We start from the raw sequence: 20,661 nt of genomic DNA, 5'->3' as shown, positions 1-20,661 counted from the left end.
ATAAAAGGACATAGTAAATAAATGATATACATAATCGGAATAATCATAACCTCCTTCCTTTCATTTCTTTTATTGACCAAAAAAGGAAAAAGTATAGCAGATACAATTTTATTCATTTGGCTTTGCTTGATTCTGGTGCATTTGATTTTGTATTCGATTATTTCTTCCAATGAATATTTGAAATTTCCGTACCTCCTAGGACTTGAAATACCATTACCCCTGCTTCATGGCCCTTTTCTTTATCTGTACACCTTGACACTCACTTCTCAACAAGATATTAGACCAAAAATTCTTCTCCATTTTCTACCCTATGCAATTGCATTCATCGCAATAATCCCGTTCCTATTCCTTAGCCCGGATGAGAAAATTCTTGTTTACCAAAAAAAAGGTAAGGGTTTCGAAACCATTTTAACGATCATTTTTGTTGGAATCATCCTGTCGGGAATTACCTATACTATATTATCATTACTAGTTTTAAGAAGATATAAAATACAGCTTAAGAACAATTTCTCCTATATTGAAAGAATAAACCTGCTTTGGCTTTTTAGAATAATTCTCAGCTTATCATGTATATGGTTCCTTGTTCTCTTTGCTGATGATAAAATCATATTCTCTTCCGTTGTCCTGTTTGTTGTGTTAATTGGATATTATGGTATTAAACAAGTTGGTGTTTTTAGCAATCAGCCACCGTTAGCAGCATTTGTATTTTCAAAATCTACAGAAGAAATCGAGCTATTGGATACTCCTTTAAGTAATATTAAATATGAAAATTCCTTATTACCTGAAGATCAATCCCAGGAAATCCATCAAAGGCTCGTGCACATAATGAAAGAAAAGAAACTTTACCAAATACCCGAACTTACTTTGGCAATGGTGTCTGAAGAACTCAATGTACACCCAAACAGACTTTCTCAAGTTATCAATTCAGTAGAACAAAAGAACTTCTTCGACTACATAAATTACTTAAGGATTGAAGAGTTTAAGAAACTTCTTGCCAACCCCGAAAATCAAAAGTACACAATCCTGTCTCTAGCCTTGGAATGCGGGTTTAATTCAAAAACATCCTTTAATCGAAATTTCAAAAACCAAACGGGAATATCTCCATCAGCATACTTAAGAGAAATCAAAAAAGTCTCAAATTAACAGGTTCCATTTCCTAAAACATTGGTTCAATTCTCACAATTACCTGATTATCATAACATTAATCCGTTAAGTAGAATGTGGAATGATTGGTTCCACTTTTCATAGTGGGGCGACTGGTATCCTTCCAACACAGACTTTTGCCATGAATTTTAAAACACAAAAAAAGAATGGCATTAAAAAGTTTTACCGCTTTGGGATTGATACTTACCCTCCTGGTATCCTGCGAAAAGAAAAATGAAATTAATGATCCCGACAGTTTGGTACCAAAAACTGTCGTGGAAGATCCTGGTTTGCCTTCTATAGAAGCAAATGGTGCAAAATTACATGCTCAGGCTTTCGGGCCACAGGATAGTACTTTAGTGATTTGCATTCATGGAGGCCCTGGTGATAACTACCAATATTTATTAAATACCATCTCATTGGCAAATGAAGGGTATCGAATGGTGTACTATGACCAGGTAGGAGCCGGGCTTTCTGAACGAAAACCAAAATCCTATTACACGAGTTTTGGAGCAAATGGAATAAATAACATTTTCTACGATGAATTGAAAGCCGTAATTGCGCATTATAAAACGCATCCAGATCAGAAAGTTATTCTGCTTACACAATCATGGGGCTCCATACTTGCCACCGGCTATGCAGGAAAGTATCCTGCTGAAATAGACGGACTCATTTTAGCGGAGCCCGGTGGATTCAAGTGGGATGATGTAATTACTTATGTTAAGGCTTCAAGAAGTTTTAACCTCTGGAGTGAATTATTAAATGATGCTACCTTTTTTGATCAATTCATAACAGGTAAAGAAAATGAACATGCGATTTTAGATTACAAAGCGCTTTTATTGTCATCCAGAAACGATATTGTTGGTGATTTTGGTTCGATTTTAGGCACAAATAAGCAACATTATCCAAATGTTAGGGATGGAGCTGTAATTAGTGCTGCAGCCTATGAAATAGCCGATAAGTACAAACCTGATTTTTCAGAAGGAATAGAAAAATTCAAGAAAAAAATCTTATTTCTTTATAGCGAGAATAACAAAGCATACCCCGATAGTTGGGCACAAAAAATTGCAAGTACACTACCCAACAAGCAAATTGTGAAAATAAATGGAGTAGGACATTCCGGAATGTTTGATCAATTAAATACCTGGAACAATATTACTCAACCCTTACTAATTAACTACCTAAATTCTCTCAGATAATGAAACCTTTAATAATAACAATCATAGCTTTGGGCTTATTTCAAACCGTAAAAGGTCAAACTATCAATTGGAAAACAATAGATTCTTCTAAACATATAGTGACTGCTGGTTTTGCATGGGATTATAGTTTATCCTATTCCGCTGGATACGGCTATAAATTAAATACTAAACTTCCGATAGTTTTAAGTTTGAATTTTACAAAAGCTTCCGGAGAAAACCTATTGGACGATTTCAAAACAAAAATTGGTGGTCAGATAGTCTTGCTCAATCAACCTACTTTCAAAGGAATAATAACTTTGAATGGAATATATCGCAGATTTGAAAACGACTTAGTTCGTTTACAGAATATTGGAAGTGAGGTGAAAGGTACCTTCGGTTACTATAAACCAAAATGGCTGGTGGCATGTGAAGTTGGTTTTGATAAAGCCATTCTAACACATTTCAAACATTCCGATACATACAAAAAAGATATCTATCAGAATGTAAAAGATGGATGGTATGAACCTGCTACAGGTGGTAATTTCTCTTATGGATTGCAAACCGGATATTCTTTTAAGAAATCAGATATTACGCTCAATTTTGGAAAAGTAATCACTCAGGATTTTAAGACAACTCCTTTGATACCATTTTATCTGAGGTTGGGTTACAACAATAAATTCAGATGATTTTCATCAACCAGCTGTTCCAGGGAAACCATGTTGTGGGATTATTAGTTCTTGGGGTTGAATTGTAGAAGCGCTTTGGTGATCTTACTTTACCAACGCATCATACAATATCTCCACCGGATGCATCGCCACCCGACCGGTGCCATCTTTGATCTGGTGCCGGCAACTGGTTCCCGAGGCTGCTATCAAGGTGTTGGCAGACTGCTTGCGTACCGCTGGAAATAAGACCAGCTCCCCGATTTGCATGGAGACTTCATAATGCTCCTTATCATAGCCAAAGGATCCTGCCATACCACAACAGCCCGAATTCACCGCGGTGGCTACATAATTCGCAGGAATCGATAAGATCTCCATCACATAAGACACAGAAGACAATGCTTTCTGATGACAATGCCCGTGTACGATGATTTCTTTTTTATCCGAATGGAATTGAGCCGGACCAATCCTGCCGCTCGCAGCTTCCTTTGCCAGGAACTCTTCTACCAGGAATGATTTGGCAGCCAGCTTTTTGGCCTGCTCCAATAAGGACGCTGGTACCAGGTCCAGGTACTCATCGCGAAAGCTCAAAATTGCCGATGGCTCCAACCCAATGATTGGATATTCATCCGCCAGTATCGGCTCCAGCAACTGTACATTCTTTGTTGCAATTTCCTTTGCCCGTTTTACCAGTCCCTTTGATAAATGCGTGCGCCCACTTTCAATATGCTTCGGAAGGATCACCTCATATCCCAGGCGCTCCAGTAATTCAATACACTTGATGCCAGTTTCTACATCATTGTAATTCGTAAACTCATCACAGAAGAAATAGACCCGTCTCCCTGTCTCCTTTGCTTCCTTTGTCCCCCTCTTCCCTGCCCATTCTTTCAACGTAAACTTATATAATGCGGGCAACTCTCTATGCTCCGACATATGCAGGATTTTCTTAAGCGATTTACTGAATATCCCCTGCTTCATGGACCAGTTGTACACCCCCGGAAACTTACTCGCCAATGCCGTTAATGCCGGGAACTCTCCTATCAATCGCGCTTTCAGTGGTACCCCATGCAGTTCATAATACTGTTGCAGAAATTCGGCTTTCAGTTTGGAAACATCCACACTGGACGGACACTCCGCTTTACATCCCTTGCAGGATAAACACAAGTCCATCGCTGCATGAATTTCTTCGTGATCAAAGGCCTTGGCACTGGTATCTGTAGTTAGAAATTGGCGTAGTACATTGGCCCTGGCCCGAGTGGTATCTTTTTCAAATCTTGTGGCCATATAACTCGGGCACATGGTACCTCCTGCCCGATGCGTTTTCCGGCAGTCGCCAGATCCGGAACATTTCTCTGCTAAGGCAAGTATACCTCCCTCCCGGTCGAAATTAAAATGCGTTGCTACTTTGGTTGCGGCCGGTTTTGCTGGCATCCGGAAAGCTGCATCCATGGGAGGTGCGTCAGTGATTTTACCCGGATTGAACAACTGCTTCGGATCAAATATTTTTTTAGTTTCCTTACACAATTCATAACAGCGATCGCCCATCATAAAGGGAATAAACTCCCCTCTCAACCGGCCATCCCCATGTTCACCACTTAAGGATCCCTTGTATTTCTTAACGATGGCTGCAGTACGCGCCAACAATTCCCGGAACTGTATCCTCCCCTCCTCTGATTTCAGATTGATCAAAGGCTCCACATGCAATTCACCTGCTCCTGCATGCGCATAGTATGATGCTTTCAAATTCATGGAGCGCAGCAAATCCTGCAGGTCTTCAATATAATGAGGTAAATCCTCCGGCGCTACGGCACAATCTTCAATCAGGTTCACCGGTTGTGCATCCCCCTGGATATTGCGAAGTAATCCTAGTCCCGCTTTGCGCAACTCCCATGCTTTATTAATAGATGATCCCGTTAATAGCGGATACGCATATCCCAGTTGCAAGGATTTCAATTCATCTATAAATGCCACTGCTTTTGCCTGCATCTGCTCCACTTCCTGCTCCATGAATTCGATCATCAATAGCGCAGCAGGATCCCCTTCAATGAAGAACCGGTTCTTCTGTTGCTCGCGGTGATTTTTGGTGAAGCTCAATATCACATCATCCACCAGTTCACTGGCATAACAGCCATGTTTAATCGCAACCAGGTTTACAAGGAGCGATTCTTTCAAACTGCTGCAATGCACACAAACCAATCCCTTCTCTGTTGGTGGTAATTCAAGTAAGTTAAGTTTGGCCTCGGAGATCATCGCGAGCGTGCCTTCTGATCCTGCAATCAAACGGCAAAGGTTAAACGAAGCTGATCCGCCATAGGGTTCCGCATCCAGCAAAGCATCCAGTGCATACCCTGAATTTCTGCGCACTACTTTTTGATCGGGATAACCTTCTTTAATAGCAGCCTGGTTGATCTCATCCCCCAACAACTGGTGCATAGCTCGGTAGATATCTCCTTCCAGCCCGGGCTTAGTAAGTTTTGATTCGAGTCCCGCTGCATCCAATGCTCCCACAACCGCCTCTTCCCCATTGGAAAGAATGACTTTTACTTCCAGTACATGATCGCGCGTAGCGCCCCAAACCATAGAATGCAAGCCGCAGGAATTGTTACCAATCATACCCCCAATCATAGCCCGGTTAGAGGTGGAAGTCTCGGGACCAAAAAACAATCCATACGGCAGGAGCAATTCATTCAGCACATCGCGTTCGATGCCTGGCTGCACGCGTACCCATTTTTCTTCCTTGTTTACTTCCAGCAGGGCATTCATGTAGCGCGATAAGTCAATCACCAATCCATTTCCAACAACTTGTCCGGCTAAGGAAGTACCTGCTGTTCGGGGTATCATAGGCAATTCCGTATCCCGGCAAAAACTCACCAGCTTCACCAGGTCGGCTTCCTCACGGGGAAGGGCAACCGCAATTGGCAATTCCTGGTACACGGATGCATCAGTTGCATAAGCCATTCGTACCGCGCGGTGTTCGGAGGAATCATCAAAATACAGATCGCCCGACAAGGAAGCCTGTAAGGTGTTGAAAGAATAGTGCGGACTGGCCGGTTGCATGATGACAGCGTTTGAAATCAAATATCGATACTAATAGATTGCATTGCGTTTTTTACTGAACCATACTTTAACAGGGCACGCTTTGCCTGCTCGTATTCTGTGAGGCCGGTTTTCTCCATGATCATTTTGGTGCCGCGATCGATCAGTTTCTGATTGGTCAGTTGCATGTTCACCATTTTGTTGTCTTCCACCCGGCCGAGTGCAATCATTAAGGAAGTGGAAATCATATTCAGGATCAGTTTTTGCGCGGTTCCACTTTTCATACGTGTGCTGCCGGTGAGAAATTCTGGTCCTACTACACATTCGATGGGATAATCTGCCCAGGCGCTAATGGGACTATCGGGATTGCAACTCAGGCTGCCGGTCAGCAAGCCCAATTCCCTGGCTTTTTTCAGGGCGCCAATGACATAGGGGGTAGAACCACTTGCTGCGATTCCCAGGATGGTGTCCCTTTCAGTTGGCTTATAGGGGGCCAGGTCGAGCCAGGCCTGTTCGGTATCATCCTCTGCATTTTCAACTGCCTGCTGGATGGCTTTGCTGCCACCGGCAATTACACCAATGATCAGGGTGGGTGGCACTCCAAAAGTAGGTGGACATTCAGCTGCATCCAGAATGCCGAGGCGCCCGGAGGTACCTGCTCCGACATAAAACAGGCGGCCACCTGCCAGCATGCGATCACTCGTTGCCTCTACAAATGCCTCGATGGAGGGAATCACTTGTTCAATTGCGTCCGGTACTGATTTGTCTTCTTTATTTATGGTACGCAGGATCTCTCCCATACTCCAGGTCTCGAGATGCCGGTAGTTGGATGCTTCTTCTGTAATTCGTTGGTATGCCATGCTGTTGAAGTTAAACTCAGGCAACGCAGAAGATAACCGCATATACCTGCATATAATTGCATAAACTTACGTATATTCAAGAATATTTCCGCAAAAACAGGCTTTTTAACCGCTAAATTTCTGCTTATGAATCAGTATTTAGATAAGTTGTACCGGATTGCTTCCCGTCCGGAAAGGAGGATCATCGGGCTCATGTCAGGCACTTCTGTAGATGGGTTGGACATCGCCCTGTGCCGGTTCAGGGGGAATGGAATGGATACTGAGATCCGGTTAGAGCAGTTCATCACTCTACCCTATGGAGCGGAATTCAAAGAAGAAATTGCTTCGGTATTTTCAAAATCCCAGGTGGATCTGCAAAAACTCTGTCTGCTGAATGGCTGGATTGCTGAACAGCATGCAGCGCTGATTGGCCAGGCATTAAAAAAATGGGGGATTTCACCCGAAGAGATCGACATCGTTGCGAGTCATGGTCAAACTATCTTTCATGCACCCAAATCCTTACACCGGATCGAGAAATTTGGTAATGGTACTCTGCAGCTGGGCGATGGTGATCACCTGGCAGTGAAAACCGGCATTATCACGATCAGCGATTTCCGCCAAAAACATATTGCCGGAGGAGGTGAGGGGGCGCCACTGGCTGCCTATGGCGATTACCTGATTTTTTCCAAAGCCGGGGAGAACAGGATCTTGCTGAATATTGGAGGCATAGCCAATTTCACTTTTTTACCGGGCGACTTGAATCCCGACCGCGTTTTTTGTTCTGATACCGGAACAGGCAATACCCTGATGGATGCGTATATACAGAAAGTGCGTCCGGGTACCTATTACGATGCCAATGGTGAGCTCGCCTCACAGGGACGAATAAACGAAAAACTCCTGCAGGCATTACTGGATCATCCTTTTTTTGAACAACCCTTTCCTAAAACAACCGGACCGGAATTGTTCAATCTGGCTTACCTGGATGCTGCCAAAAGAAAGGCTGGCATCACTGCAATTTCAGAAGCGGATACCATGGCAACCTTAAACCGGTTTTCGGCGGAAGGTATAGCCCAGGCAGTGAAATCACAAATCGATGCGCCCTCCAACTTTCAATTTTATGTAAGTGGCGGCGGCATGCACAACCCGGTGTTGATGGACAATCTGCGCGATTTACTTCCCGGTATACAATTTACAGATACCAATGCACTGGGCATTGATCCCGATGCCAAAGAAGCTGTCCTGTTTGCGGTGTTGGCAAATGAATGGCTAACAGGTGGCCGGGTGAATTTTGGGGAAGGTCGAAATGGTATTCCAACCGTATCGATGGGCAAATTGAGTTTCCCGGGATGAGGCTGATTTTGTATCTTCCAGAAAAATAGTTTTATGCTCTCAAAGACCATGCAGGATGCCCTGAACAAACAAGTGCAAATGGAAGCCGAATCCTCACAAGCCTATTTGGCAATGGCTTCCTGGGCTGATATTCAACCAGGACTACAAGGTGTTGCCGCCTTCTTTTACAAACAAGCAGACGAAGAAAGAATGCACATGCTGAAACTCATGGGCTTTATCAATGAACGCGGGGGCTTCGCGATGGTACCCCCATTAGAGCAACCCATCCTGACCTTCCGCAGTTTGCAATCTGCGTTTGCCGAATTTCTCAAACACGAAATCAAAGTCAGCAACAGCATCAACGATATCGTACATCTTTCCCTCTCCGAAAAAGATTACGCCACCCACAATTTCTTACAGTGGTATGTAACCGAACAGATGGAAGAAGAACGTACCGCCCGTACACTCAACGAAAAATTAGAACTGATTGGCGAGGACAAGAGTGGGTTGTATTTGTTTGACAGGGATATAATGGCATATAGGGGAGGTGAGAAGTGAGACGTCAGACGTCAAACGTGAGAAGTGAGACGTGAGAAGGGTGAAAACACTCTACTAAAATCAATGGCCCCATATTTTCTTTACAGGAAATATGGGGCTATGTTATTAGAACTAAAACATCAAAAGCTTACTGTCTTTCAAATTGCCCGAGATTGTGCAATAGAATGTTATAAAATCACCAGATTATTTCCTGAAGTTGAAAAATTTGGAATTACACAACAAATTCGGAGAGCAGCAGTTTCTGTTTTTCTAAATATTGCAGAAGGCGCCGGAAGAAAAACAGCCAAAGAAAGAATTCGGTTTTTTGAAATTGCCAGAGCATCTTTAATCGAAGTAGATGCCGCCCTCGAAATAAGCTATCACCTGGGTTATTTTGATGCAGTATCGAATTCAACCATCTCCGGCCTGATGAATCATTGTTTTGCCCTTCTCTCAAACTTAATTAAACAATCCGAGTCATCAGCCTAATCGTCTCACTTCTCACTTCTCACTTCTCACATCTGACGTCTGACGTCTCACCTCAATGGAGTAATAGTTCGCAAGGTTTTATCCCCGTATGCTTCTTAAACGCTGTTGAAAAATGCGAGATGGAGGAATATCCGAGCATCATGGAAACCTCTGTAACACTGAGGCCTTTTTCGTAGAGCAGATAGCGGGCATGCTCCATGCGCTGGCTCTGGTAGAAATCAAAAACCGTAGTGCCATACATTTCCTTGAAGCCCTTTTTCAGGTAACATTCATTAATGGCGACTTTCTTGCTGAGTTCTTTAATGGTGATTGGTTCACCAATATGCTGGAGTAATAGTTCGCGTGCTTTTTCAATTTTCACCCGGTCATTGTCATTAGCCAGGAACTTGCAGGAGAAAGCAATCTCTTCCTTCTCTCCCACCATACAATCCAGGCTGAACAACAACAACATCTGCATCTGTGCATTGATGAAGATATTCTCCATCGAACCATTGTACTGGTGATTCAACAGGGTTTCCAATACTGAGCGTGTCCGGCTGCAAAGTGACAAGGCCTTGGAAAAGGTAGTGCGATGGCGAAACCGGATGATATCATCCTGCAGGGAATTCATGTTGCCGGAGCCAACAAACTGCGATAAATGAGCCGGACTGAATACAAAACTCATCACATCCACACTAGGGGTGCGATGCTCACAGGCAGGGGTTTGGGTAACCCGGCAGCTATCGCACTCAGTCTGATACTGACGGCAATACATATTACCAGCAATACAAAAGCGTAACTCAAGGTAATTCTGTTTCTCATCCGCCGGCACCCGGTGATAAACCAGGAAACCTGTATCATCCATCTCAAAGGCACTGTTTTTACGATACCGGTGGATGGTATAATGAACCGAACCCGGAATCTGCTGCTCCTTCTGGTAAAGGAGTTCCAACTCATTGTACATCACCGGCGCTTTCCGGGCTATGGATAATATATCAGGAGACTGAAACATCAACAGGCAAAAATAGGCAAGTTCAGGTAAATGGTCCGCCATCAATCCCCCCTCCACCTGTCATGCCTCTGTCATTTCTGGACCCGCGCGCCTTCTTCCATCTTCCCTTCTCCCTCCTCCATTCACCCTTCTTCCCTTCTCACGTCTCACGTCTCACATCTGACCTCTTTTCCGTACATTTGCCAATAGTCTTTTTTTCTACCATTTAAGCGTATTGACCAGTATTTATGAGTACAGAAATTCAGGAAGAAACCCTAGCAAACAACAATGGTTATGGTGCAGATAGTATCCAGGTACTGGAGGGACTGGAAGCAGTTCGGAAGCGCCCTGCCATGTATATTGGTGATATCGGTGTAAAAGGTCTCCACCACCTGGTTTATGAGGTGGTCGACAACTCTATTGATGAAGCCCTCGCAGGCTATTGCAAGAATATTGAAGTTACCATTCACGAAGACAATTCCATCTCTGTTCAGGACGATGGGCGGGGTATCCCCACTGCCATGCACTCCAAGGAGAAAAGATCTGCCCTGGAAGTGGTTATGACCGTGCTGCACGCAGGTGGTAAATTCGACAAAAACACCTACAAGGTTTCCGGTGGTCTGCACGGGGTGGGTGTGAGTTGCGTGAACGCCCTCAGTCGCGATCTGAAAGTAACTGTTGAGCGCGAAGGCAAGATTTTCCAACAGGAATATAAAATTGGTATTCCCCAGTACGCCGTAAAAGAAGTTGGCAGTTCTGAGAAAACCGGCACCCGTGTTCACTTCTGGCCAGATGATACCATCTTCACCAGCCTGGTATATAACAGAGAAATTCTGGAAGGCCGCCTGCGTGAACTGGCATTCCTGAACCGCAAAATCAATATCGTTCTAAACGATCTGCGTGAACTCGATGAAAATGGTCAGCATTACAGCAGCTCCTTCTATTCTGAAGGTGGTATCACTGAATTTGTGGAGATGCTCGACCAGGCAGCCAACCGTACACCACTCATTGCCAAAACCCTCTATGTAGAAGGGTACGATGAAACCTCTCATGTGGCGGTGGAAGTGGCTCTCTCCTATAACAATGATTTCAAGGAGCATATCTTCTCCTATGTAAATAATATCAACACCATCGAAGGTGGTACCCACGTAACAGGTTTCCGCAGAGCTTTAACCCGCGTGTTCAAAAGCTATGGCGACCGGGAAGGACTCTTTGAAAAAGCCAAAATTGAAGTGGAAGGGGATGACTTCCGCGAAGGTCTCAGCTCCATCATTTCAGTGAAGGTTCCGGAGCCTCAGTTCGAAGGACAAACCAAGACCAAACTTGGCAACAGTGATGTTAGCGGTGTGGTGGAAACAACTGTGAGTCGCGCGCTGGAATCCTACCTCGAAGAAAATCCCAAGGAAGCAAGGAATGTTATCTCCAAAGTGATCCTGGCTGCCCAGGCTCGTGTGGCTGCTAAAAAAGCCCGCGAAATGGTGCAGCGGAAAACAGTTCTTTCGGGTGGTGGCCTGCCTGGTAAACTGGCAGATTGTTCGGAGCGGGACCCTGAGCGTTGTGAGCTCTACCTGGTCGAAGGAGACTCAGCGGGTGGTACTGCCAAGCAGGGCCGCGACCGGAATTTCCAGGCCATCCTGCCACTCAGAGGTAAGATCCTGAACGTGGAAAAAGCCATGGAGCACAAGATCTATGAGAATGAGGAGATCCGGAATATCTATACCGCCCTCGGTGTAACAGTAGGCACCCCGGAAGACCCTAAAGCATTGAACCTCAGCAAACTTCGCTACCATAAGCTGATCATCATGACGGATGCTGATGTGGATGGATCACATATCGCCACATTGATTCTGACCTTCCTGTACCGGTATATGTCTGAAATGGTTCTTAATAAATATGTATACCTGGCACAGCCGCCTCTTTACCTGGTTAAAAAAGGAAAAGAGCAGGGATATGCATGGGGCGAAGAAGACCGAAAAATGCTTGTTGAAAAGTTCGGTGGAGGCAAGGAAGACAGTGTAACCATTCAGCGATATAAGGGTTTGGGAGAAATGAATGCCACGCAGCTCTGGGAGACTACCATGAATCCGGATACCCGCACCCTCAAACTTGTCACCATTGAAAACGCTGCAGAAGCTGACAGGGTATTCAGTATGCTGATGGGCGACGAAGTACCGCCACGCCGCGAATTCATTGAAAGTCACGCTAAATACGCCAAAATCGACATCTGATATTAAAATTTTCCTATTTATATCCGCGTATCAGGGTCATTCTAAGATTTTTTGGCTAGCTTGTGCGCGCGTTTTAACCCTATTGTTCATTTAAAATTTTTAAAACATGGCAGATATCAAATTGACCGCATATAACGTAAAGACCAAGGAAAAAGGTGTAGAGATCAAAGACGCAGTGATCACTAAAACTGCCAGAGGCGGTTATATGGCACAGGGTAATGATGGTAAGGGTAACAAACTTACTACCATGCTGGGTGAAGAGAAAGCCCTTGCTGCTATCAAAGCCGGCATCGCTAAACAAGGTTGGTAATTTTCCAACTCAACGAATAAAAAAGCACCTGTTCTTTGTGAGGCAGGTGCTTTTTTTTATTTTCATACTCTGTGAGTAAACGATTTTGTCCATATTGGGTCCCACTTTCCCTGGTGCTCCTGTTTCCCTTCGCTGTTTTTAGTCAATCCACGATTGACCCTCCCTATCATCTGAATGGATCCGCATACAAAGAAAATTGCAACTGCTACACACTGACGGATGCTGCCAATGCACAATCAGGCTCGGTGTGGAACATGAATAAAATCCGGCTGGATAATTCATTCGAGTTCAAGTTCGATGTAAACCTCGGTTGCAAAGATGCCGATGGTGCCGACGGTATGGTATTTATGCTGCAACCCATTTCCACCAATATCGGATCACAGGGTGGAGGTATAGGATACGATGGCGTTCGTCCATCAGTGGCTATTGAAATTGATACCTGGCAAAACCTGGAGAACAATGATCCCACCTATGATCATATCAGCATTCAATTGAATGGCGATATTAGACATGGCGGCAGTAATAACCTTGCGGGACCAGTAACTGCCATTCTTAACAATAATAATATTGAAGACTGTCAATGGCATGCATTTACCATCAAATGGGATGCGGATAACAAAATTTTTTCTGCTTTTATAGATAATGAACTCCGGGTAACAGCAACTATTGACCTTATTAAAGATGTCTTTGGAAATGATCCTTCTGTTTACTGGGGCTTCACCTCAGCAACCGGTGGCGCGAACAATCACCAGCGATTTTGCACCTCGTTGAAAGCAGGATTCGAATTTGTTCCATCCCCTGAAACCTGCGCGCCTCAGGAAATCCAGTTGGTTGATCAGGCCCAATCTTTTGGTTATATAGTTGCCTGGCATTGGAATTATGGCGATGGCACCATTTATAATCAAAAGATACCACCTCCACATACTTACGCTACACCCGGCAATTACACCATCTCTGCAGCAGTACTTGGAAATGATGGCTGTTGGTCAGATACATTCCGGCAGGTCATCACCATCGGATCCATTCCGGAACCAGATTTTATTATACCAGATACCATCTGCGGAGGTTCCATCCTGCAAGCGACCGATCGATCCTTTGTTGAATATGGCACCATCACAGAATGGAACTGGTCAATAAATGGACAACCTTTTAACGGGCAATCTCCACCTGAAATGCAGATTAATGGTCCGGCCCAGGTCCCCGTGCGACTCAATGTCAAAACCAAAGAAGGCTGTGAATCCGGCACTGTCGAAAAGATTGTTTATTTCCTGGAGAAACCGGCCATCAGCCTTCCTTCGCAGGTAAGTGCGGCCTGTGTGGGAGATGAAGTTTTCCTCGAAGCCAGCTCCAACCTGCCCTCCAATCCTGTTGTAGAATGGGCCTGGATTTCCGGAATTGGAATTGCAGCAGCAGAACAATTTCGTTTAATCAGCAACAGAGCAGGAGATTTCCCCATTCAGTTGCGGGGACTAGGTGCCAATGGTTGCTGGAGTGATCCGATAGAACATATCGCCAGTTTTTTTCAGACCAGGGCAAATGCCGGAAGAGATACCATCGCCGCCATCAATCAGCCAATTCAGTTAAATGGCTCAGGCGGACAATACTATAGCTGGTCGCCAGCCGGTGCGGTTAATGATCCAACGCTGCCGAATCCTGTTGCTACGCTGGACAGGCCCACTACCCTGGTCCTTACTGCTTTTACGGATGTAGGTTGTGCAACCACAGACTCCGTTCATATCCGGGTTTTTAAAGGTCCCGAGTTATATGTTCCCAATGCCTTTACCCCCAATGGAGATGGCAAAAATGATCGTTTTTCTTTCCTGGCTGTAGGCATGCGAAAAGTTGACTATTTCCGGGTGTACAACCGCCTGGGACAACTGGTTTATGATGGCATCAGTTACGATGGATGGGATGGTCGCCTGGGTGGCATCGAACAGCCTTCCGGCACCTATGTGTGGGTCATCAGTGGAGAAGACTATAACGGTAATGCTTACCGGAAAAAAGGCAGTTTGCAATTGATCCGGTAAAACTGGGTCGGATTGCTTACATTTAAAAACAGATTTCACACTTATTCTTCAACGATACGCAAGCAAGTAATATGAAAAAACAATTCTTATCGGCATGCCTCCTCGCAGGCTTTAGCTTCAGTGCCTGTTTTGCACAGAAAGATCCCAAACTGACAGAACAATGGAATCCGGTTCCCCCGGTTATCAATCCAGGTTCAGCCCAAAAGGCACCATCAGATGCCATCGTACTCTTTGATGGTAAAAATCTCTCCGAATGGGTGAGTGCAAAAGATGGTACAAGTCCCGCTGAGTGGGTAGTGGAGAATGGCATCTTCACTGTGAAACCGGGATCTGGTGATATCAAAACCAAACAGGTTTTTGAAGATTTTCAACTTCATATCGAATGGAGAACACCGGCAAAGATAGAAGGCGAAGGCCAGGGCAGAGGTAACAGCGGAGTTTTCCTGATGGAACAATACGAGTTGCAGGTCCTGGATAGTTATGGCAACACGACCTATTCAAATGGTCAGGCCGGAAGCATTTACAAACAGAGTATGCCAATGGTGAATGCGAGTAAAGGTCCGGGTGAATGGCAGACCTACGATATTATTTTCACAGCGCCCCGCTTCCTTGATAATGGTATGCTGAAATCTCCTGCAAGAATTACCGTGCTGCACAATGGTGTCCTGATTCAGAACAATACCACTATTGCCGGCGCCACCGAATTCATCGGAATTGCTACCTACAAAAAGCATGGTCCAATGGGTTTCAAACTCCAGGACCATGGCAATCCTGTTAGCTTCCGGAATATCTGGGTTCGCAAACTCTGATCTTCCCCTCACCCGACCGGTGGCACCCGACCGGTGAGGTAACTAACTATACAAAGCGGAGCGGTTCGAAGGCATTGCCCAGGATCGGCTCTGCTTTTACTTTTAACCAGTTCTCCAGTACCGTAGCATAAACCCGGCGAAAATCTATTTTGTATTGCAGATCGCCGAGCTTCAGAGAAGTTAAATCATCCAGTTCATTCAGCAGCCCTTTCTGCTTCAAGCCACCCGAAATGAAAAACATATTATTGGCACTGCCATGATCGGTTCCCCTGCTGGCATTCTGCGCCACCCTTCTTCCGAATTCTGAAAAACTCATAATCAGTACATCCTCAAAGCGGTTGTTCTTTTTGAGATCAGATACAAATGCCTGCAATGCATCATTTATTTGACCAAACAAGCGCGATTGCTGCACATCCTGTCCCACATGGGTATCAAAACTACCAATGGATACATAATACACGTTGGTATTTATATCTGAGAGAATCAAAGAAGCTACCGTCTTTAAATTCCTGCCCAATTCATGATTTGGATACACACCAGTCGCTACCTGCTGACTATGCTCATAGATATAGGCAGTACTTTTTTTGGTGTCTGCCAATGTCTTGTAGAGGTAAGATACCGTATGCTCCGCGTGCTCCTGATCATGTGCATTCAACAGGTCCTGCAGAAATGGTGATCGCCCCGCCTGGTACAACTTACGGGGATCCTTAAACGCAAATCCATTTTTTGATTTTCCTTTTAAAGCGAGACTTAACATATCATCAATCTCAATGGCCTGCGTTGAATGTTCGCAGTTCTTACACTGTTCATCCAGCAATCTGCCCAGCCAGCCCGTTTCCAAATACTCTTTTGCTCCACTCGCACTCTGCCAGATATCCATGCTTCGGAAATGTGAGCGATCGGGTTCCGGATAGCCTACATTGTTAAGGATACTCATCTCTCCTTCTGCAAACAACTGACCCAAAAAGCTCAAAGAAGGATGCAGACCAGCTTCATCCGTCAGACGGATAGCTTTTTCTTTTGCAATTGCAATTCCAGGTCTGGATTTATAATAAATATCATTGCGATAGGGAATCACTGTGTTTAATCCATCATTGCCACCACTCAGCTGCAATACCACCAACACCTTATTTCCCGGAGGTACTTTTCCATCTGCATCAAATGCATGCAGAAAACGTGGCATCAATAAGGAGGCAGTTGCAAGTCCCGTTCCTTTAATGAATGATCTTCTTTTTATTAACATAGCAATAAGGTATTAACATAATTGATATTCGGGACTCTGCATCAGCAGGATGGTCCGGCTTGAAAGCAGCGATTCTCTGCTATTTTCTTTACTGTATTTATCCAGCATACTATCTGAAGGACAGGTAGTGGATTGCAGCAAAAAAAGCTTCACCGCCTCCCGCAATTTTTCAGGATCGATAGCTGCGAAAGACTGGAAGTAAAGAGGCCATTTTATCATAGCTGAAAGCGCCCGGATGGGCCTGGCTGTCTTTCCCATCTGCACATCATCATCTGCTTTTGGTGTAATCGCAAAATCTGTTCCGGCACTGACGATTTTAGGAAGTTGCAATCGGTACATTAATGAAGTGCTATCAATCCAGGCATTTCCTGAAGGCCATCCGGCTACATTGGGCGGATTAAAAAGTGTCTGGCCCATTATCCGCTGAAAGCTAATACCCGCATCCTCATTACCAAAATCCATAGGAAGTTGGCGATTGATTCCAACCCACAACTCAATAGGCGATTTGATCCGGTTCCCGATATTTTCTTTTTTATAAAACCAGTCAGATGAAAAAATCGTTTGCATCAGTTTAGCGATATCATAACCTGATTCATAAAACCCATTGGCAAGTGAGGAAACTATTTTTTCATCGATTTCTTCATTCACAAAAAACCGGTAAATCTTTTCAGTCAGGAATCGAGCTGTTGCTGGCTGCTTCACTAAAAGTTGCAACACTTCTTCTCCGTTAAAATTACCAGTATGGCCGAAGATCCGTTTGGTGCCTGCATCATGTTGTCCGGGTCTGAATACAAATTCACCCGAATAGGTGGCAGTCCATCCGGTAAAAGCCCGGGCTGCTTCTTTGATATCCTCTTCTGAATAATTGCCTTTACCAACAGTAAACAACTCCATTACTTCCCTGGCGAAGTTTTCATTCGGACTGTTTTTTCTGTTCTGATTCGCATTGAGATAATTGATCATAGCAGCAGACTTGCTAACTGCCAGCAATAAATCCGGAAACTTTCCCAATGCATGGCTTCTGATTATCTGAAGATATTGTTGAACATGTAACACATTGCCAGAGCGGCAGGCAAAATGATCATGCCAGAAAAAAGCCATCTTCTCCCTGAGTTGAGCCTTACTGCTGATCATTTCCTTAATCCAGAGCCGATTCAACTTTTTAATTCCTTCCTGATTAAACGCTCTCAATTCCTTTCTGGCTTCCTCACTGGCGCCTCTCATTTTTTGGATAACCTCTTCAGGAGCCATTCCTTCGTAGGGATTCTTTACTGCTTCCAAAAAAGCTGGCAGGCTAACGGAATTAGTAAGCAGCGCTTTTCTGAATTCTGCCAACTTCGCTTTTCGGATTTTAGGGAGTTCTGCTGCTGCAGGACCAAACCCTGCCCTCCACGCAAGATGTTGAAGAGCTGTTTGAGTATCTTTCACAGTCCAATGTTTGGTATAAGACTTTCGCTAGAAGAGTAAGTTTAACCTGCCTTGTTATTTTCTATAATTTCTCCAACTTTGCAAAGCAGGTCGGGGCTGATTTTTTTCATCAAACAAGCCCGTATCCTGCCAGAAAGAAAACAGCGGCTGATATTGACCGGACTCTTTTAATCGCTTAATAGCAGCATTATAATCCTTATAACAAAACCAAACTAAAAATTGTCCTTTCCGTTGATCCAGCAATTTCAATAATTGGTCAAGATAAGTTTTTTGCCAGGCTGCATTCCCCTCTTTATTTAAAAAATATTCAGGAACTGAAAGTGGTTCTGCGATATAGGCAGTTTCCGCAAAACACCAGGGTTTTTCTGGTGCAAGGTCTAACCATTGCTCAAAATATCGGTCTGGGAAAAGTGACGGATCGGTATTCCCATTACTGCTACTGCTTACATGAGTATAAGGGTAGGCACTCAACGCAACAAAATCCGACAAAGGCAATAACTCCCGGGCATGGGCAATAGACAATGCTTGCTCAGTAACCATTAAACTAAGAAAAATTGGTGTTTGCGGGTAACTTGCTTTAAGTGCTTTGTAAACCTGCTGCAGAAATTTTTTGTATTGCTGAAATTCAGCAGGATCCCATTCTGCCAGGTTACTTTCTACACCATAATTAATCCAGTCGGGTTTAAACTGATCTGCCAACCAGCCAATATATTTCACATAAGCAGTAATTCTGTCTGGATGATCAATCGGTAAGCTCTTCCAATGCTGCCGTATCGCTGCTGAAACAGCAAGAGAATCTCTGTAATAGGAAGCCATTGCTTTTCGGCTCAAGTCTAAAGCTGACACACTGAGCAGTCTTTTTTTCCCAGCCGTTTGACTTTTTATGAATTGTACATCAGCTATTAAACCGGAAGGCATTTCGGATGATGTAAAACTTTCCTGATAGGGAATACCATCATCAAAATGATGTGAAACCAAATCGCAATCAGCTGAGATAAAGGCCAATGCTTTTTGTTGTTCCTCAAGAGTGAAATCAGCCGGCCAGGGAGTAACACCTAATAATCCGCGGCTCTTATCTGATGCGTTATCTTTCCTGCAACCCAATAGTACAAGAAAAACTAAAACAAGATATAAGAAGGGTCGCTTCATACAGAATTTATTTAATCCACTCCCCACCAAAATAAGGCTGAACCGCTTTGGGTAATTTTATCCCCTCCGGGGTTTGATTGTTTTCAAGCAGCGCTGCCACTATTCGCGGCAGGGCCATAGAACTACCATTCAGAGAATGAAGTAATTGTGTTTTGCCTTTTTCATCTTTGAAACGGATTTTCATCCGGTTGGTCTGATAGGCTTCAAAATTGGAAACAGAACTCACTTCCAGCCATTTTTCCTGGGCAGCACTGTACACTTCAAAATCATAGGTCAGTGCGGATGTGAAGCCCATATCGCCGCCGCATAACCGAAGAATGCGGTAAGGGAGTTCCAGGCTTTGTAATAACTTCTCCACATGCAACACCATCTCCTCTAATACTTCGTAACTCGTTTCAGGATGTACCAGTTGAACGACTTCCACTTTATCAAACTGGTGCAGTCTGTTTAAGCCGCGAACATCTTTACCATAACTACCAGCCTCTCTTCTGAAACAGGGTGTATAGGCAGTCATCTTCACAGGAAGTTCATTCGCATTCAGAATCTCATCGCGGTAAATATTGGTAACCGGAACTTCAGCAGTTGGAATCAGGTAAAAATTATCTGCTGTGGCGTGATACATCTGCCCTTCTTTGTCGGGCAATTGTCCTGTTCCGTAAGCAGATGCTTCATTCACCATATGTGGAGGCAGATACTCCACATATCCAGCAGCCGTATTATAATCCAGGAAATAACTGATCAGTGCACGTTGCAATTTAGCTCCCTGGTTTTTATATACGGGGAAACCACTTCCTGTAATCTTGTTACCCAGTTCGAAATCGATCAAACCATACTGCGATACAAGGTCCCAGTGGGGTTTGGAGCCTGCAGCCAGAACCGGCTTCACGCCTCCTTCCCGAACCACTACATTTTCTTCCGGTGTGCGACCAACAGGCACTTCCGCAGCCGGCAGGTTGGGCAATTGCACCAGGATGCTGTGAACCGCTGTTTCAAGGTCAGCCAGTTCAGAAGTATCTTCCATTTGCACTTTAATGGCAGCTACTTCCGCCTTCAGCGCCTCCGCTTCCTCCCTTTTGCCCGATTTCATCAGGTTGCCGATTTCTTTGGATGCCGCATTCACCTTGCTTTGCAATTCATCCCGCTCAAACTGGAGTTTTCTTCTTTTTTCATCCAGTGCAATCAGCTCATCCACGAGGTTCAACTGGGAAAAATGTTTTACGGCCAGTCTTTCCTTCACGAAATCCGCGTTCTGCCTGATAAAATTCACCTGTAACATCTCTTTTT

The 20,661-nt window shown here is 44.4% G+C and carries 17 protein-coding genes; 10 read left to right on the top strand and 7 right to left on the bottom strand.

Going from position 1 to position 20,661, the window contains the following annotated elements; genetic code table 11:
• Positions 1-21: 21 nt before the first annotated feature.
• From L0U88_RS15075 to L0U88_RS15065, 3 genes are all read left to right on the top strand, one after another.
• A complete protein-coding gene (locus L0U88_RS15075) occupies positions 22-1,143 on the top strand; it encodes a helix-turn-helix domain-containing protein (protein ID WP_234866906.1) in 1,122 nt (373 codons plus the stop codon).
• A 275-nt stretch (positions 1,144-1,418) separates the two neighbouring features.
• Positions 1,419-2,342, top strand: coding sequence for an alpha/beta fold hydrolase (locus tag L0U88_RS15070; protein WP_234866905.1), 924 nt, complete (start codon positions 1,419-1,421; stop codon positions 2,340-2,342).
• Positions 2,342-3,007, top strand: coding sequence for a hypothetical protein (locus L0U88_RS15065; protein ID WP_234866904.1), 666 nt, complete (start codon positions 2,342-2,344; stop codon positions 3,005-3,007). Before L0U88_RS15070 ends, L0U88_RS15065 begins: the two co-directional genes overlap by 1 nt.
• A gap of 84 nt (positions 3,008-3,091) precedes the next feature.
• On the opposite strand, the gene L0U88_RS15060 is transcribed toward L0U88_RS15065, so the two are convergent.
• Both L0U88_RS15060 and murQ read right to left on the bottom strand, forming a co-directional pair.
• Complete coding sequence (locus L0U88_RS15060) at positions 3,092-6,040, bottom strand: FAD-binding and (Fe-S)-binding domain-containing protein (protein WP_234866903.1); 2,949 nt, start codon at positions 6,038-6,040, stop codon at positions 3,092-3,094.
• 17 nt (positions 6,041-6,057) lie between these two features.
• On the bottom strand, positions 6,058-6,879 hold the full coding sequence (gene murQ, locus L0U88_RS15055) for an N-acetylmuramic acid 6-phosphate etherase (protein ID WP_234866902.1): 822 nt from the start codon (positions 6,877-6,879) through the stop codon (positions 6,058-6,060).
• 126 nt (positions 6,880-7,005) lie between these two features.
• On the opposite strand from murQ, the gene L0U88_RS15050 reads away from it, so the two are divergent.
• The 3 genes from L0U88_RS15050 to L0U88_RS15040 all read left to right on the top strand — a co-directional run bounded on the left by L0U88_RS15050 (position 7,006) and on the right by L0U88_RS15040 (position 9,213).
• Positions 7,006-8,208 (top strand): anhydro-N-acetylmuramic acid kinase, encoded by a 1,203-nt coding sequence (locus L0U88_RS15050; RefSeq protein ID WP_234866901.1) that lies wholly within the window; start codon positions 7,006-7,008, stop codon positions 8,206-8,208.
• 33 nt (positions 8,209-8,241) lie between these two features.
• Positions 8,242-8,745 (top strand): ferritin, encoded by a 504-nt coding sequence (locus L0U88_RS15045; RefSeq protein WP_234866900.1) that lies wholly within the window; start codon positions 8,242-8,244, stop codon positions 8,743-8,745.
• A 99-nt stretch (positions 8,746-8,844) separates the two neighbouring features.
• Complete coding sequence (locus tag L0U88_RS15040; protein WP_234866899.1) at positions 8,845-9,213, top strand: four helix bundle protein; 369 nt, start codon at positions 8,845-8,847, stop codon at positions 9,211-9,213.
• Between the two features lie 52 nt (positions 9,214-9,265).
• On the opposite strand, the gene L0U88_RS15035 is transcribed toward L0U88_RS15040, so the two are convergent.
• Entirely contained in the window at positions 9,266-10,204 is a 939-nt protein-coding gene (locus tag L0U88_RS15035) for a helix-turn-helix transcriptional regulator (RefSeq protein ID WP_234866898.1), read from the bottom strand.
• 227 nt (positions 10,205-10,431) lie between these two features.
• On the opposite strand from L0U88_RS15035, the gene gyrB reads away from it, so the two are divergent.
• The 4 genes from gyrB to L0U88_RS15015 all read left to right on the top strand — a co-directional run bounded on the left by gyrB (position 10,432) and on the right by L0U88_RS15015 (position 15,557).
• Positions 10,432-12,411: a DNA topoisomerase (ATP-hydrolyzing) subunit B gene (gene gyrB / locus L0U88_RS15030; protein ID WP_234866897.1), complete on the top strand. Its 1,980-nt coding sequence runs from the start codon at positions 10,432-10,434 to the stop codon at positions 12,409-12,411.
• Between the two features lie 106 nt (positions 12,412-12,517).
• Positions 12,518-12,721 carry a hypothetical protein gene (locus L0U88_RS15025; protein WP_039133489.1) on the top strand — a complete coding sequence of 68 codons (204 nt, stop codon included), beginning with the start codon at positions 12,518-12,520 and terminating at the stop codon, positions 12,719-12,721.
• 71 nt (positions 12,722-12,792) lie between these two features.
• Positions 12,793-14,748: a lectin-like domain-containing protein gene (locus tag L0U88_RS15020; protein ID WP_234866896.1), complete on the top strand. Its 1,956-nt coding sequence runs from the start codon at positions 12,793-12,795 to the stop codon at positions 14,746-14,748.
• 71 nt (positions 14,749-14,819) lie between these two features.
• Positions 14,820-15,557: a 3-keto-disaccharide hydrolase gene (locus tag L0U88_RS15015; RefSeq protein ID WP_234866895.1), complete on the top strand. Its 738-nt coding sequence runs from the start codon at positions 14,820-14,822 to the stop codon at positions 15,555-15,557.
• A gap of 46 nt (positions 15,558-15,603) precedes the next feature.
• Here L0U88_RS15015 and L0U88_RS15010 read toward each other — a convergent pair whose 3' ends face one another.
• The 4 genes from L0U88_RS15010 to serS are packed head-to-tail and all read right to left on the bottom strand — an operon-like array spanning position 15,604 to position 20,653.
• Positions 15,604-16,800: a DUF1501 domain-containing protein gene (locus L0U88_RS15010; protein ID WP_234866894.1), complete on the bottom strand. Its 1,197-nt coding sequence runs from the start codon at positions 16,798-16,800 to the stop codon at positions 15,604-15,606.
• A 12-nt stretch (positions 16,801-16,812) separates the two neighbouring features.
• Positions 16,813-18,228 carry a DUF1800 domain-containing protein gene (locus L0U88_RS15005; RefSeq protein ID WP_234866893.1) on the bottom strand — a complete coding sequence of 472 codons (1,416 nt, stop codon included), beginning with the start codon at positions 18,226-18,228 and terminating at the stop codon, positions 16,813-16,815.
• 54 nt (positions 18,229-18,282) lie between these two features.
• Entirely contained in the window at positions 18,283-19,377 is a 1,095-nt protein-coding gene (locus L0U88_RS15000) for a hypothetical protein (RefSeq protein ID WP_234866892.1), read from the bottom strand.
• 7 nt (positions 19,378-19,384) lie between these two features.
• Positions 19,385-20,653, bottom strand: a complete 1,269-nt coding sequence (gene serS, locus L0U88_RS14995; RefSeq protein WP_234866891.1) for a serine--tRNA ligase — start codon at positions 20,651-20,653, stop codon at positions 19,385-19,387.
• Positions 20,654-20,661 lie beyond the last annotated feature (8 nt).

The sequence above is a fragment of the Flavihumibacter fluminis genome (assembly GCF_021491375.1).
GTDB lineage: Bacteria > Bacteroidota > Bacteroidia > Chitinophagales > Chitinophagaceae > Flavihumibacter > Flavihumibacter fluminis.
The sequence above is the reverse complement of the archived record's forward strand: the minus strand, read 5'-3'. Positions and strand labels throughout refer to the sequence as shown.